The following is a 14,767-nucleotide window of genomic DNA, read 5'->3' as shown; positions in this document are numbered from 1 at the left end:
CCCGGCGGGGTGTTCGTCACGGCCCCCGCCGCGCCGACCGGCGCGGACGGATATGGTCGGCGGTCGTGAAGGCATGGATTCCGCACCCCGACGGCCGCCGCCTGCTCGGCGAGGTCCCGCCCGGCGTCACCGTGGAGGTGCTGGAGGACCCGTCCCGGCTTCCGTCCGCCCCGGCCGGCGTGCGGTTCTGGGTGCCGCCCTTCCTGTCCGGCCCGGACGCCGGCGCGCTCCTGACCGAGCTGCCCGACGTCGAGGTGGTGCAACTCCTCTCCGCCGGCGCGGACGCGTGGGTGGGCCGGATGCCGGCGGGTGTGACGCTCTGCGACGCCCGCGGCGTGCACGACTCGGCCACCGCCGAGTGGGTGGTCACCGCGATCCTGGCCGCCCTGCGCGGGTTCGCTCCGCTGGCCCGCGCCCAGGCGCGGCGGGAGTGGGCGTACGACGAGGTGGCCCCGACCGACGAGCTGGCCGGCAAGCGGGTGCTGATCGTCGGCGCCGGCTCGATCGGCGCGGCCGTGCGCGCCCGGCTCGCCCCGTTCGAGGTGAGCTTCACGCTGGTCGCCCGCACGCCCCGCCCGGCCGACGGCGTGCACGGGGTGGCCGAGCTGCCCACCCTGCTGCCCGAGGCGGACGTGGTGGTGCTGCTGGTCCCGCTGACCGACCGGACCCGGGGCCTGGTCGACGAGCGCTTCCTCGCCGCGATGCCGGACGGCGCGCTGCTGGTGAACGCCGCGCGTGGACCGGTCGCCCGCACCTCGGCGCTGGTCACCGAGCTGTCGTCGGGGCGCCTGCGGGCCGCGCTGGACGTCACCGACCCGGAGCCGTTGCCCGCCGACCATCCCCTGTGGGAGCTGCCCAACGTGCTGCTCACCCCGCACGTGGCCGGCTCGGTGCGCGGCCTGCTGCCGCGGGCCTACCGGCTGGTGGGGGAGCAGTTGCGGCGCTTCGCGGGTGGGGAGGACCTGGCGAACCGGGTGGTCGACGGCTACTGACCCGGTGCGTCGTCGTCGGGCATCTCCTGCCCGGTCGCGGTGATCAGCCGGGGCAGGTCGGTGGCGCGGACCGCGGGCAGCACCAGCACCTGCCCGTCGTCGAGCCGGGCGACCGCCCGCCCCCGGGGGTCACCGGCCAGCTCCGCCACCCGGGCCCAGGGCACCCGCCGCTGCCCGAGGAGCGCGCGCAGCCGCAGCTCCCGGGCGTCCGCGTCGGTGCCGGAGCGCCACGCCCAGACGCCGACCGCGAGCGGCACGAGCAGCACCCAGAGCAGCCACCAGCGGGCACTCGCCAGCGGCAGCGCGCCGATGAAGGCGACGATCGCGGCGGCCAGGATGGCCTGGTTGTGGCGGAAACGGACGGTGTCGGCGCGGCTCACCCCCCGATGATCCCATCCGGTCGGCCCACCCTCCCGATCGGGCGTCACGGCCGCCCGATCGAGCCCTCGCCGTTACGGGATCCTGGTTCGGGGGCGCCCTTCCGACGGCGCTTCCTACCAAGATCTTGCCGACTCCCGGGTCGCCACTGTGACGGAGGTCACTGTCGCGTCACCGGTCGCGTCCGGGATCGTTCTTAGGCATGGCCGCAGCGGTCCCCGCCGATGCGGCCCCGCCCGCCCGCGCTCCTACCCGCACGTCGCACCGCAACCGCAACGCCCCGTGCCCCCTCACGAAGGCGACCGCCGTGCCCGTCACCCCTCCCGCCGGTCCCCGCCGGCTCCCGCCCCTGCCCGACCTCGCCGCGTCGCTCGGCGGCGCGCTCCTCCTCCTGGCGGGCATCGCCGGGCTCGTGCCCGGTCCCGCCGCCGTGGCGCTCGCCGTCGCCGGGGGCTCCGCCCTCGCCTGCGTGCGGCTCGCCTGGCTGGCCGGCCTCCCACCGACCCCGTCCCCGGGCGCCACCCCGGCTCCGCGCCCGCCCGCACCGGCGGCGAGGGACCACGCGGTCCCGCGTCCGGCTCCGGGGACGAGGCGCCCCGCGCCGGGGCCGGGCCGGTCCGGGACCGTCGATCCAGGACGGTCCGAACCGACCGGACGGCAGGCGCGCCGGGTGGCGCTGTCCCGTCGGGTGGCCGCGATCCTCGACGCCGCCGTCCTGGTCGCCGGGCTCACCGTGGCGGTGCTGCCGCTCAGCGATCGGGCGCACCGGCTGCCGGTGGCGCTGGTCGGTCTCGGTCTCACCGCGCCGCTGCACGCCGCCGCGTTGCTGCGGCTGCCCGGCCGGTCCCGGCTGCCGGGGCGGGAGCGGTTGCGCCGTGGCGTCGACATGCTCGCCCTCGCCGTCAGCCTGGTCTTCGCCGGCTGGATGGTGCTGCCGGTCGGTCCGGTGCCGGTGGCCGCACGGGTCGCCAGCGTCGGCGGGGCGGTGGCGCTGGCCGTGCTCGCGGTGGCGGCGCTGGCCGAGCGGCGCCGCCGGCCCGGCGCCGCGCGCTGCCACGCCGGCGCCGGTCTCACGCTGGCCGGGCTGTCGCTGCTGGTGGTGCTGTTGGCGTACGACGCCCCGGACCGGGCGATGTCGGCCGTCGGGCCGCCGCTGCTCGCCGGCGTGCTGCTGACCGCGGCCGGCGCCCGGCGTACGTCGGCGGGGGAGCGACCGCACCCCGGCGTGGCGCCGGCCGCGTGGCCCCGGCTCACCGCGCCGGCCGGCGTGGCGGCCCTGGCCGCCGGCGTGCACCTCGGCACGGCGGGAGAGTTCACGCCCGCCGCCATGGCGCTCGGGCTGGCGGTCATCCCACCGATCATGGTGGGCGAGCTGCTCGCCGCCGCCGACCACCGCCGTCGGGTCGAGCGGCTCGCGGCCAGCGAGGCGTCGCTGCGGCGGCTCGTCGGCGGGGAGGCCGACCCCGCCGACTTCGCGCCGTTGACCCGGGCCGACCTGGTCCGGGTGCTGCCCCGGCGCAGTGGCGGCGCGCTGCTCGTGGTGGACCTGCACGGCGAGCACGCGACGGCGCCGGACGCGGCGGTGCTGGCCGAGGTGCTTCGGCGGCTCCGGGCCGGCTGCGGCCCGCACGACCTGGTCGCCCGCGTCGGCGACACCGAGTACGCCGTCCTCACCGATCTCGGCCCGGTGCTCGCGTACGCGCTGGGCACCCGGCTGCTGGCGGCGCTCGTGGAGCCGTATCCCCGGGCCGGGGGTGCGGCCCGACTGGCGGTGAGCGTGGGGTTGGCCGAGACCACCGGCGGCGAGCCGGAGGACGTGTTCCGTCAGGCCGGCCTGGCCCGGCGGCGGGCGGTGCAGATGGGTCGGGACCGGGTCGAGTGGTACGACGCCTACCTGGAGGAGCAGTTGGTCCGCCGGCTCGACCTGGAGCGGGAGCTGCCCGGCGCGGTGGCCCGCGGCGAGCTGGACCTGGTCTACCAGCCGGTGGTGGCGCTGGCCGACCGGATGCCGGTGGGCACCGAGGCGCTGCTGCGCTGGCGCAACCCGGCGTTGGGCACCGTGCTGCCGGCGGAGCTGCTGCCGGTGGCGGCCGACCTCGACCTGCTCGGCGAGGTCGGACGGTGGGTGGTGGACCGGGCCTGCCGGCAGCTGACCGCCTGGTCGGAGGGGGGCCGGGAGCTGTGGATGGCGGTGAACGTGACCCCGCGCGAGCTGGCCGCGCCGGACTTCGTGGCCCGCGTCGCGACCGCGCTGGCCGCGTACGACGTGCCGCCGGAACGGCTGGTGGTGGAGGTGGCGGAGCCGGCGGTGGGCGCGGAGCTGTCCACGGTGGTGGCCCGGCTGGCCGGTCTCCGGTCGCTCGGGGTGCGCACCGCGCTGGACGACTTCCGCGCCGAGCACGCCTCGCTGGCCCAGCTGCGCCGGCTGCCGATCGACCTGCTCAAGGTCGGCCCGCATCTGGTCGCGCCCGGCGCCGAGGGACAGCGCCCGTTGATCGACGTGGTGGCCAACCTCGGCGACCGGCTCGGCGTGGAGGTGGTGGTGGAAGGGCTGGAGTCGGACGGTCAGGTGGCCGGCGCGCGCCGGGCCGGCTGCCGCTACGGGCAGGGCTTCGCGCTGGCCCGGCCGGCGACCGCGGAGCGGGTCGAGGCGTGGTTCGAGGAGTTTCCCTCGGCGTCCCGATGAGCGTCCGCGGGACGACAGCTGAACCGGTTCAGCGAGCGCGCGGCGGCGCGGTGCTGCCGCGCGGGGTGAGGTGGGCGGTCTCGTCCTGGAGTCCGCTCACCGGCTCCCCGGCGATCACCGCGAGGAGCTGCCGGGCGGCGTGCGACCCGTACGCCGGGATGTCCCGGCCCAGCGCGGTCAGCGGCGGGTGCACCAGCTGGCAGAGCGGGGAGTCGTCCCACGCGACGATGGACAGGTCGCCGGGGACGGCGAGCCCCATCTCCTGGGCCACGGAGAGCCCGGCGATCGCCATCACGTCGTTGTCGTAGATCACCGCCGTCGGGCGGTGGGCGGAGCTGAGCAGGCGCCGGGTGGCCCGCGCCCCCTCCTCGCCGGTGTAGTCGGACCAGACCGTGCTCGCCTCGTCCAGCCCGAGCCGCCGGCACACGTCGGTGAACGCGTCGGTGCGGATCTCGGTGTGCAGCAGCGAGGGGAGGCCGCCGACCCGGGCGATCCGCCGGTGGCCGAGCGCGACCAGGTACTCGACGGTCTCGACCAGGGCCGCCGCGTCGTCCGACCAGACGCTGGCCAGGCTGCCGGTGTGCCCCGGGCCGCCGATCACCACCGCGGGCAGTTGCAGCTCCTCCAGCGCCGGCACCCGGCGGTCGTCGGTGCGCAGGTCGCAGACGAAGACGCCGTCCACCCGACGCTCGGCCCACCAGCGGCGGTAGACCGCGATCTCCGCCTCCTGGTCGGTCACCACCTGGAGGGTCAGCGCGTACGAGCGGGCGGACAGTTCGGCCTCGACGCCGCTGATCAGCTCCATGAAGAACGGCTCGATGCCGAGTATCCGGGCGGGCCGGCACAGCGCCAGCCCGACCGCCTTGGCGGTGGCGCCGGAGAGCGCCCGGGCGGCGCTGCTCGGGCTGAACCCGATCTCGGCCGCGATCGCCAGGATGCGCTGGCGGGTCGCCTCGGAGACGCCGGGCTGCCCGTTGAGCGCGTACGACACCGCGCCCTTGGAGACCCCGGCACGTCGGGCGACGTCGGCGATGGTGGGCCGCTTCACCGCAGCGTTCCTCCACTGTGTCCGGCCCTCGCGGGCGCTGTCGACCGCCGGGGTGGCCGGCGGCAAGTGACGCTACTGCACCGGGCCCGCCGACCGGTCGGCGCGGCGGGCCTCGGCGACTGAACCGCACAGTTCGTCACTTGTGCGGTTCAGCGTACGGCCACCCCCACCCCTGTCCGCCACCCCTGCGCTCACGAAACTGCTCCGGAAAGCGCTCCACCACGCATGGTCGCGCTCCCATCCGGTCTCGAAGGTTACGGGACGGCCTCGCTGTTAACCGGCCGTTGACAGTGCCGGAGGTGAACCGTACGGTGGCCTCACTTATCCGGTTCAGTCAACGTCTCTCGATCTCGGGAGCGTTCCCATTCGGCGCGGAGGATGACATGAAACGGTCCTGGACGCACTGGGCGCGCACGGCCGCCGTCGGTGCCGTCAGCCTGGTCATGGTCGCCGCCTGCAGCGGCAGGAGCACCACCGGCGGCGCGGACGCGGCCGACGGTCAGGTCACGTTGAAGATCAATTTCTGGGGCGACTTCGGCCTGCAGGACCTCAAGACCAAGTACGAGGCCGAGCACCCGAACGTGAAGATCCAGCTCAACTCGGGCGAGTACAACGCCCAGCACGAGGACCTGCAGAAGAAGCTCGTCGCCGGCAACGGCGCGCCGGACATCGCGGCGATCGACGAGGGCTTCATGGTCCAGTTCCGCAGCCAGTCCGACAAGTTCGTCAACCTGCTGGACAAGGGCGCCGGCTCCTACGAGAGCAAGTACCTGCCCTGGAAGTGGAAGCAGTCGCTGTCCGCCGACGGCAAGACGCAGATCGGCCTCGGCACCGACGTCGGCGGCCTGGCCATGTGCTACCGCACCGACCTGTTCAAGGCCGCCGGCCTGCCCACCGAACGCGACCAGGTCTCCGCGCTCTGGCCCACCTGGGACAAGTTCCTGGAGGTCGGCCAGCAGTACACCGGCAAGACCAAGAAGAAGTTCATCGACGCCGGCACCAACCTGTTCAACCCGATCCTCGGCCAGCAGCAGGTCGGCTTCTACAACGACCAGGAGCAGCTCCAGATGGAGCAGGGCCCGAAGGTCGCGTTCGACTACACGGTCAAGGCCGTCGACTCCGGGCTCTCGGCCAACCTGGTCAGCTTCCAGGCCGACTGGGACAAGGGCTTCACCAGCGGCGCGTTCGCCGTGCTCGCCTGCCCGGCGTGGATGCTCGGCCACATCAAGGACACCGCGCCCGGCACCCAGGGCAAGTGGGACATCGCGGCGGTGCCCGGCGGCGGCGGCAACTGGGGCGGCTCGTTCCTGACCATCCCGAAGCAGGGCAAGCACGTCGACGAGGCGTACAAGCTGCTGGAGTGGCTGGTCGCGCCGGAGCAGCAGATCGAGATCTTCAAGAAGGTCGGCAACCTGCCGTCGCAGCCGGCGCTCTACGCCGACCCGGCGATCGCCGACTTCAAGAACCCGTTCTTCAACAACGCCCCGGTCGGCCAGATCTTCCCGAAGATGGCGCAGGGCCTCACCCCGCAGTACCTGGGCAAGAAGAACGGCCCGACCCGGGTCGCGGTGGAGAACGTCATCCGCCGGGTGGAGAACAAGTCGCTGAAGCCGGACGCCGCCTGGAACGAGGCGGTCAAGGAGGCCGACAAGGCCGCCAAGTCCTGACGCACCACCGGTGCCGGAGCGGAACCCGACCGCTCCGGCACCGCCGTACCCGTCCACCCTCCTCGGCTCTGGAGTGATCCGATGTCCAGCACCCGTGCCGCGCCCGCGCCGCCGAGCCGCCGACCCGCGCCGGAGCGCGGCCGCACCGGGGCCGACGACCGGCGGCTGACCTGGCGCAACCGGCTGTACCGCTTCGACATGCGCTACATGCCGTACCTGATGATCGCGCCGTTCTTCCTGCTCTTCCTCGTGTTCGGGCTGTTCCCGCTGCTGTTCAACGCGGTGGTCTCGCTGCGCAACTACCGGCTCGACGACCCGACGCTGCCCTACTGGGCGGGCTTCGAGAACTTCAGCCGGCTCGTCGCCGACGAGGACTTCTGGAACGCCCTCTACAACACCTTCGGCATCTTCCTGCTCTCCACCGTGCCGCAGCTGCTGCTCGCCCTGCTGGTCGCCTCGCTGCTCAACCGGCAGCTGCGGGCGCAGACCTGGTGGCGGGTCGGCGTGCTGCTGCCGTACGTGACACCGATCGTCGCCTCGACCATGGTGTTCAGCGTCTTCTTCTCCCGCGACTTCGGCATGGCCAACTGGGTCCTCGGTCTGCTGGGCATCGGCGGCGCCGACGACCCGATCGACTGGCGGGCCGACAAGCTGCACGCCTGGATCGCCATCGCCACCATGGTCAACTGGAAGTGGATCGGCTACAACGCGCTGCTCTACCTGGCCGCCATGCAGTCCATCCCGCGCGACGTCTACGAGGCCGCCGCGATCGACGGCGCCGGCCAGTGGAAGCAGCTCTGGCGGATCACCGTGCCGATGATCCAGCCGGTGGTCCTGTTCACCGTGATCCTCTCCACCATCGGCGGCCTCCAGCTCTTCACCGAGCCGATGCTCTTCGACCCGAACGCCCAGGCCGCCACCGGCGGGCCGAACGGTGAGTGGCAGACCATCGCCCAGCTCATCTACAAGGTCGGCTGGAAGGACCTCAACCTCGGCTACGCCGCGGCCATGTCCTGGGCCCTGTTCCTGATCATCCTGGTCGTCGCCGGGGTCAACTACCTGCTGACGAACCGACTCTCCGGAGGGCGCAAATGAGTGCCGTCGCCTCCCCGCCGGTCCGCCGCAAGCGGCGCGCCATGGCCCGGGCGCCGCAGGACACCCCGGCCGGGCTCTGGACCTACCTGCTCCTCGCGGTCAGCATGCTGTTCGCCGCGTTCCCGCTCTACTGGATGTTCGTCATCGCCACCAGCAACGACGAGGCGCTGGCCAAGCTCCCCCCGGCGATCGTCCCCGGTGACCGGTTCCTGACCAACGTCGACGAGGTCTTCTCCCTCCAGGACGTCTACTTCGCCGCGTCGCTGGTCAACAGCGTCATCGTCTCGACCGTGGTGACCGCCTCGGTGCTGTTCTTCTGCTCGCTCGCCGGCTTCGCCTTCGCCAAGCTGCGGTTCAAGGGCAGCAACGCGCTGATGCTCTTCGTGGTGCTCACGCTGACCGTGCCGAACCAGCTCGGCATCGTCGCGCTCTACATCGTGATGGGCAAGCTCGGCTGGAACGGGACCCTGCTCGCGGTCATCGCGCCCGGCCTGGTCACCGCGTTCGGCGTGTTCTACATGCGGCAGTTCATCGTCAACACCGTCCCGGACGAGCTGGTCGAGTCGGCCCGGGTCGACGGCGCCACGACCATGCGGGTGTACGGCACCATCGTGCTGCCCGCGATCCGTCCGGCCCTGGCGGTTCTCGGCCTGCTCACGTTCGTCGCCACCTGGAACGACTTCCAGTGGCCGCTGATCACGCTCAGCGGCACCGACTTCCCCACCTCGATGGTCGCGGTCTCCGACCTGGCCAGCGGCAACTACGTGATCTACCGGCGGGTGCTGGCCGGCGCGTTCATCGCCACCATCCCCCTGCTGCTCATGCTGTTCATCGGTGGACGCCAGATCGTCCGCGGAATCATGGAAGGCGCGGTGAAGTCGTGAGCCGTCCCACGCTGCTGCACGAGGGCTGGACGCTGCGGGCCCTGCCCGGCCCGCAGGTGCCGTCGGAGATCGCCGGGGTCGAGGTGCCGGCGACCGTGCCCGGGTGCGTGCACACCGACCTGCTCGCCGCCGGGCTCATCCCCGACCCGTACCTCGACGACAACGAGAACCGGCTCACCTGGATCGGGCGCACCGACTGGGTCTACCGGACCACGTTCCACCACGAGCCCGGCGGCGACGACCGGGTCGACCTGGCCTGCGCCGGCCTGGACACGGTCGCAACGGTCACGCTCAACGGCGTCGAGGTCGGGCGCACCGAGAACCAGCACCGCTCCTACCGGTTCGACGTCCGGTCGCTGCTGCGTCCGGGCGACAACACCCTCGCCGTACGCTTCGACTCGCCGTACCGCTACGCCGAGGCCCACCGGGACCGGCTCGGCGACCGGCCGAACGCGTACCCGGAGCCGTTCCACTTCATCCGCAAGACCGCCTGCAACTTCGGCTGGGACTGGGGACCGACCGTGGTCACCGCCGGCATCTGGCAGCAGATCGGCCTGCACGCCTGGTCCGCCGCCCGGCTGGCGACCGTCCGGCCGCTCGTCACGGTCGACGGCGGCGTCGGCCGGGTGGAGCTGCACGTCGAGGTGGAGCGGGCCCGCGACGAGCCGCTGACCGTCCACGCCACGGTCGCCGGCGTCGCCGCCGAGGTGACGGTGCCGGCGGGGGAGCGGGCCGCCGTGCTCACCCTCACCGTCGACGACCCCGCGCTGTGGTGGCCGGTCGGGTACGGCGAGCAGCCGCTGCACGACCTCGACGTGACCCTGCGCGCGGCCGACGGCCGGGACCTGGACACCGCGTCCCGCCGGATCGGCTTCCGCTCGGTGCGCCTGGACACCACGCCCGACGCGCACGGCACCCCGTTCACGCTGCACGTCAACGACGTCCCGATCTTCGTCAAGGGGGTCAACTGGATCCCCGACGACGCATTCCCCAACCGGGTCACCCGGGCCCGGCTGGCGCAGCGGTTCGACCAGGCCCTCGGGGCCAACGTCAACCTGCTGCGGATCTGGGGCGGCGGTCGCTACGAGTCGGAGGACTTCTACGAGCTGGCCGACGAGGCGGGGCTGCTGGTGCAGCAGGACTTCCTGTTCGCCTGCGCGGCGTACCCGGAGGAGGAGCCGTTCCGCACCGAGGTCGAGGCGGAGGCGCGGGAACAGGTGACCCGGCTCGCCGGCCACCCGTCGCTGGTGCTCTGGACCGGCAACAACGAGAACATCTGGGGCTGGCACGACTGGGACTGGCAGGAGCCGCTCGCCGGGCGCACCTGGGGGCGCGGCTACTACCTGGAGCTGCTGCCCGCGACCGTCGGCGAGCTGGACCCGACCGTCCCGTACTGGCCGGGCAGCCCCTGGTCGGGCAGCGACGACATCCACCCCAACGACCCGGCGCACGGCACCATGCACATCTGGGACGTCTGGAACGACGACGACTACACCAAGTACCGCGAGTACGTGCCGCGCTTCGTCGCCGAGTTCGGCTACCAGGCGCCCCCCGCGTACGCGACGCTGCGCCGGTCCATCTCGGACGAGCCGCTGGCGCACGACTCACCGGGCATGGCCCACCACCAGAAGGCGGCCGACGGGGACCGGAAGCTCCAGCGCGGGCTCGACGCCCACCTGCCGCCGCCCGCCGACTTCGACGACTGGCACTACCTCACCCAGCTCAACCAGGCCCGCGCCATCCAACTCGGCGTCGAGCACTTCCGCTCGCACCGGCCGGTCTGCACCGGCACCATCGTGTGGCAGCTCAACGACTGCTGGCCGGTCACGTCCTGGGCCGCCGTCGACGGCGACGGCCGCCGCAAACCCCTGTGGTACGCGCTGCGCCGCGCCTACGCCGACCGGCTGCTCACCGTGCAGCCGCGCGACGGTGGGCTGGCGCTGGTGGCGGTGAACGAGACCGGGCGGGCGTGGACCGCGCCGGCCACGGTCACCCGGCTCACCCTGGCCGGGGAGCCGAGGGCGAAGACCTCGGTCGACCTCGACGTCCCGGCGTACTCCTCGGTGGTGCTGCCGCTGCCGGCGGAGCTGGCGCGGCCGGACGAGGCGCGCCGCGAGCTGCTGGTCGCGGAGGCCGGCGACACCGCGGAGCGGGCGCTGTGGTTCTTCGCCGAGGACCGCGACGTCGAGTGGCCGGCGGCGGACTGGGACGCGACGGTCGAGCCGGCGGACGGCGGACGGCGGGTCCGGGTGACGGCCCGCACGGTGCTGCGCGACCTGACGCTGTTCCCGGACCGCCTCGAGCCGGCCGCGCAGGTGGATCGGGCCCTGGTGACGCTGCTGCCGGGGGAGAGCGCGACGTTCACCGTGCACGCGTCGGGCCCGCTCGACGCCGACGCGCTCACCCGCCGCCCGGTGCTGCGCTGCGTCAACGACGTGCTCTGAGGCGGTCACCCCCATCTCCGATGACTTGAAGACTTCTGCAAGTGCTAAAGTCTTCGAAGTCGTCGGAGGGGCGAGTCGTGTCGGTGCCGCTGTACCAGGCCAAGGCGGAGCTGTTCCGCACCCTCGGGCACCCGGTGCGCATCCGGGTGCTCGAGCTGCTCCAGGACGGGCCGAAGCCGGTCCGCGACCTGCTGGCCGCCATCGACGTGGAGGCGTCCAACCTCTCCCAGCAGCTCGCCGTGCTGCGCCGCGCCGGCATGGTCACCTCGTACCGGGACGGCCCGCTGGTGATGTACGCGCTCAGCACCCCCGACGTGGCCGACCTGCTCGCCGCCGGGCGGCGCATCCTCGGCGCGGTCCTCACCGACCGGGACGCCCTGCTGGACGAGCTGCGGGCCTCGGGGACGGACCGGTGAGCGCGGCGGCCCTTCGTGCCGGTGACCTCGTCCGGCAGGCGGGCCGGCTGTTCGGCGGGCTGCTGCCCGGCCGGGCCGACTGGGCGGCCGTGCGCCGCTCGCCCCGGCGTGACCTGCTCGCCGGGCTCACTGTCGCCGTGGTGGCGCTACCGCTGGCGCTGGCCTTCGGCGTCACCTCCGGGCTCGGCGCGCAGGCCGGTCTGGTCACCGCCGTCGTCGCCGGAGCGGTCGCGGCGGTCTTCGGCGGCTCCAACCTCCAGGTCTCCGGCCCCACCGGGGCGATGACCGTCGTGCTGGTGCCGGTGGTGCAGCAGTTCGGCGCCGGTGGCGTGCTGATGGTCGGCGCGCTGGCCGGGCTGATCCTGATCGCGCTCGCACTGGCCCGCCTCGGCCGGTACGTGCGCTACCTGCCGGCCCCGGTGATCGAGGGCTTCACCGCTGGCATCGCCGTGGTGATCGCGCTGCAACAGGTGCCGGCCGCGCTCGGCGTCGCCGGCGCACACGGGCAGAAGGTGTGGGCGGTGGCCGCCGACGCGGTCGCCCGGTTCGCCGCGCATCCCCGCCCCGCCGCGATCGCCGTGGCGCTCGGCGTGGCGGCGCTGATGCTGCTCGGCGGCCGGTGGCGGCCCGCCGTGCCGTTCTCCCTGGTCGGGGTGGCCGCCGCGACGGTTCTCGCCGAGCTGGCCCCGATCGACCTGGCCCGGATCGGCGAGCTGCCGCAGGGGCTGCCCGCGCCGTCGCTGGACTTCGTGGACCTCGGCGCGCTGGGCGTCCTGCTGCCGAGCGCCCTCGCCGTGGCCGCGCTCGCCGCCCTGGAGAGCCTGCTCTCCGCCACGGTGGCGGACGGCATGACCGTCGGCGAGCGGCACGACCCGGACCGGGAACTGTTCGGCCAGGGCGTGGCCAACCTCGCCTCCCCGGTCTTCGGCGGCATCCCGGCGACCGCCGCCATCGCCCGTACGGCGGTGAACGTGCGCGCCGGTGCGTCCTCGAAGCTCGCCGCGCTCACCCACGCGGTCGCCCTCGCCGCGATCGTGCTCGCCGCCGCTCCGCTGGTCGGCCGCATCCCGCTGGCCGCGCTGGCCGGGGTGCTGCTCGCCACCACGGTCCGGATGGTGGAGGCGGCCTCCCTACTGGCGCTGATGCGGGCCACCCGGGCCGACGCGGTGGTGCTGGTGCTGACGTTCGCCGTCACGGTGATCTGGGACCTGGTGACCGCTGTGGTCGTCGGGCTCGCCGTGGCGGTCGTCCTGGCGCTGCGTGCGGTGGCCCGCAGCGCCAGGCTGGAACAGGTGCCGCTGGACACCGGCGAGCACAGCGCCGAGGAGCATGCGCTGCTCGCCGAGCACATCGTCGCGTACCGGCTGGACGGGCCGCTCTTCTTCGCCGCCGCGCACACCTTCCTGCTGGAGCTGGCCGAGGTGGCCGACGTACGGGTGGTGATCCTGCGGATGTCCCGCGTCTCCACCATCGACGCGACCGGCGCCCAGGTGCTCGGCGACGCCGTCGCCCGGCTGCGCGCCCGGGGGATCACGGTGCTGCTCTCCGGCATCACCCCGGGCCACGACCAGGTGCTCAGCGCACTCGGCGTCGCCGACGAGCTGCGCCGCGAGGGCCTGGTGTTCCCGGACACCCCGGCCGCCATCCGGTACGCCCGGGGCGTCGCCCTCGCCGCGAGCCCGGCCTAGGCGTCCGTCCCTTCGAGCGCCCGCCTGCGCACGCCGAAGACGATCAGGTAGCCGAGGATCCACACCTCGCCCACCGTGGCGGGCACCACCAGCAGATCGCCCGCCACACCGGCGCCGGGGGCGAGGTAGGCGACGAACGTCATGAGCACGTAGCCGACGCCGCCGGCGACGAGGACCCAGCCCAGCGGCCGGGGCAGCCAGCCCGACCGGAGCACGCACCAGCCCATCGGTACCAGCCAGAGGCCGAAGAAGAGGCCGCCCACCTCCCACAGGTTTCCGCTGACCAGGTAGAGCAACTGGACGGTGCCGGCGTCGCCCGGCCCGCCGGTCGCAGCCTGCAGAGCCGTCGCGAGCACGGCGGCGCTGCCGAGGATCGCGACGGCGTTGACGAGCCCGAAGGCGGCGATGCTGCCCGCGGCGGTGCCGTCGACAGTGCGGAACAGCCGGTAGAACCAGACGGCGGTGAGCGTCTGGGTGAGGACGACCAGCAGTTCGAGCGCGATGCCGGCGCGTGCCAGCGACTCGTGGGCCACCAGGTTGGCGAGCGTCGTGCCCACGTCGTCGGCGTCGAAGATCATCGGCCGGACGGTGAGGAACCCCAGCGCGCCGGTGACGGCGAGCCCGAGGTAGAACAGCCCGGTCACGCGGGCGGTACGGATCAGCTGGTGCATGGCGGCTCCTCGGGGGTGATCGACGTGCCGTGGCGGGGGTCGCCTTACGTCGTAAGGCCAACCATACGTTGTAAGGTCAAGGGGAGATGGGAAGCCGGATGGGAGCGAGGAAGCCTCGGGAGCCGCTGAGCCGCGAGCGAGCCTTGGCCAGCGCGATCGGCCTGGTCGACGCCGAGGGGATGGCCGCGCTGACGATGCGCCGGCTCGCCGCCGAACTCGGCGTCGAGGCCATGTCGCTCTACCACCACCTGCCCGGCAAGGCCGGACTGCTCGACGGCCTCGTGGACGCCGTCGCCGCGGAGATCACCTCAGCCGCCGAGCTTGCCGAGGCGGACGCGCCCGGCGCCGACTGGCGGACCCGGCTGCGACTGCGCTTCCTCGCCGCGCGTGCCGTCATGCTGCGGCACCCGTGGGCCCCGGCGCTGCTCAGCTCCCGCCCGACAGTCCCCGCCGGGGTGTACGTCTACTACGACGGGATCCTCGCCACCCTCGTCGACGGCGGATTCTCGTACCGGATCGCCCACCGGGCGCTGCACGCCTTCGGCAGCCTGGCGCTCGGCTTCGCGCAGGAGGTGTTCCGGCCCGATGCGGGCGGGGAGGCCGACGCGGACGCGGCGGAGGCCGAGTTGGTGGCGCTGGCCGAACGGTTGCCGCACCTGGCCGCGATGGTGGCCGCCGAGACGCACGACGTGGCGGATCCCACCCTCGGGTGGTGCGACAGTCAGACCGAGTTCGAGTTCACCCTCGACCTGCTCTTCGACGGCCTGGAACGACACCGACCGCATGCCTGAGTCCGTC

At 73.7% G+C, this 14,767-nt stretch carries 12 protein-coding genes; 9 read left to right on the top strand and 3 right to left on the bottom strand.

The genetic code is table 11. The features are described from left to right. Positions 1–65 precede the first annotated feature (65 nt). A complete protein-coding gene (locus tag CO540_RS12805; protein ID WP_099162205.1) occupies positions 66–992 on the top strand; it encodes a 2-hydroxyacid dehydrogenase in 927 nt (308 codons plus the stop codon). On the opposite strand, the gene CO540_RS12800 is transcribed toward CO540_RS12805, so the two are convergent. Further along, a complete protein-coding gene (locus CO540_RS12800) occupies positions 986–1,372 on the bottom strand; it encodes a PH domain-containing protein (RefSeq protein WP_098743391.1) in 387 nt (128 codons plus the stop codon). The two genes, CO540_RS12805 and CO540_RS12800, sit on opposite strands and share 7 nt — an antisense overlap. Before the next feature lie 305 nt (positions 1,373–1,677). Between CO540_RS12800 and CO540_RS12795 the strand changes: the two genes are divergently transcribed. After that, a complete protein-coding gene (locus tag CO540_RS12795) occupies positions 1,678–4,056 on the top strand; it encodes a bifunctional diguanylate cyclase/phosphodiesterase (protein WP_253866641.1) in 2,379 nt (792 codons plus the stop codon). A gap of 28 nt (positions 4,057–4,084) precedes the next feature. Here CO540_RS12795 and CO540_RS12790 read toward each other — a convergent pair whose 3' ends face one another. After that, complete coding sequence (locus tag CO540_RS12790) at positions 4,085–5,104, bottom strand: LacI family DNA-binding transcriptional regulator (RefSeq protein ID WP_099162203.1); 1,020 nt, start codon at positions 5,102–5,104, stop codon at positions 4,085–4,087. Positions 5,105–5,487: 383 nt separating this feature from the next. Between CO540_RS12790 and CO540_RS12785 the strand changes: the two genes are divergently transcribed. From CO540_RS12785 to CO540_RS12760, 6 genes are all read left to right on the top strand, one after another. Next, entirely contained in the window at positions 5,488–6,771 is a 1,284-nt protein-coding gene (locus tag CO540_RS12785; protein WP_099162202.1) for an ABC transporter substrate-binding protein, read from the top strand. Between the two features lie 81 nt (positions 6,772–6,852). Next, positions 6,853–7,866 (top strand): carbohydrate ABC transporter permease, encoded by a 1,014-nt coding sequence (locus CO540_RS12780; RefSeq protein ID WP_099162201.1) that lies wholly within the window; start codon positions 6,853–6,855, stop codon positions 7,864–7,866. 41 nt (positions 7,867–7,907) lie between these two features. Next, on the top strand, positions 7,908–8,750 hold the full coding sequence (locus tag CO540_RS12775) for a carbohydrate ABC transporter permease (RefSeq protein WP_172968022.1): 843 nt from the start codon (positions 7,908–7,910) through the stop codon (positions 8,748–8,750). Beyond that, a complete protein-coding gene (locus CO540_RS12770; protein ID WP_099162200.1) occupies positions 8,747–11,194 on the top strand; it encodes a glycoside hydrolase family 2 protein in 2,448 nt (815 codons plus the stop codon). The genes CO540_RS12775 and CO540_RS12770 overlap by 4 nt, the downstream gene beginning before the upstream one ends. Positions 11,195–11,271: 77 nt before the next feature. Beyond that, positions 11,272–11,610, top strand: a complete 339-nt coding sequence (locus CO540_RS12765) for a helix-turn-helix transcriptional regulator (RefSeq protein WP_013284484.1) — start codon at positions 11,272–11,274, stop codon at positions 11,608–11,610. Next, positions 11,607–13,298, top strand: a complete 1,692-nt coding sequence (locus CO540_RS12760) for a SulP family inorganic anion transporter (RefSeq protein ID WP_099162199.1) — start codon at positions 11,607–11,609, stop codon at positions 13,296–13,298. Before CO540_RS12765 ends, CO540_RS12760 begins: the two co-directional genes overlap by 4 nt. On the opposite strand, the gene CO540_RS12755 is transcribed toward CO540_RS12760, so the two are convergent. After that, entirely contained in the window at positions 13,295–13,969 is a 675-nt protein-coding gene (locus CO540_RS12755; RefSeq protein WP_099162198.1) for a DUF4386 domain-containing protein, read from the bottom strand. The two genes, CO540_RS12760 and CO540_RS12755, sit on opposite strands and share 4 nt — an antisense overlap. A gap of 86 nt (positions 13,970–14,055) precedes the next feature. Between CO540_RS12755 and CO540_RS12750 the strand changes: the two genes are divergently transcribed. Beyond that, complete coding sequence (locus CO540_RS12750; protein ID WP_099162197.1) at positions 14,056–14,760, top strand: TetR/AcrR family transcriptional regulator C-terminal domain-containing protein; 705 nt, start codon at positions 14,056–14,058, stop codon at positions 14,758–14,760. The last annotated feature ends 7 nt before the right edge of the window (positions 14,761–14,767 follow it).

Source organism: Micromonospora sp. WMMA2032 (genome assembly GCF_002688545.1).
Classification (GTDB): Bacteria; Actinomycetota; Actinomycetes; order Mycobacteriales; family Micromonosporaceae; genus Micromonospora; species Micromonospora sediminicola.
This window is presented reverse-complemented; position numbering and strand designations above follow the sequence as displayed.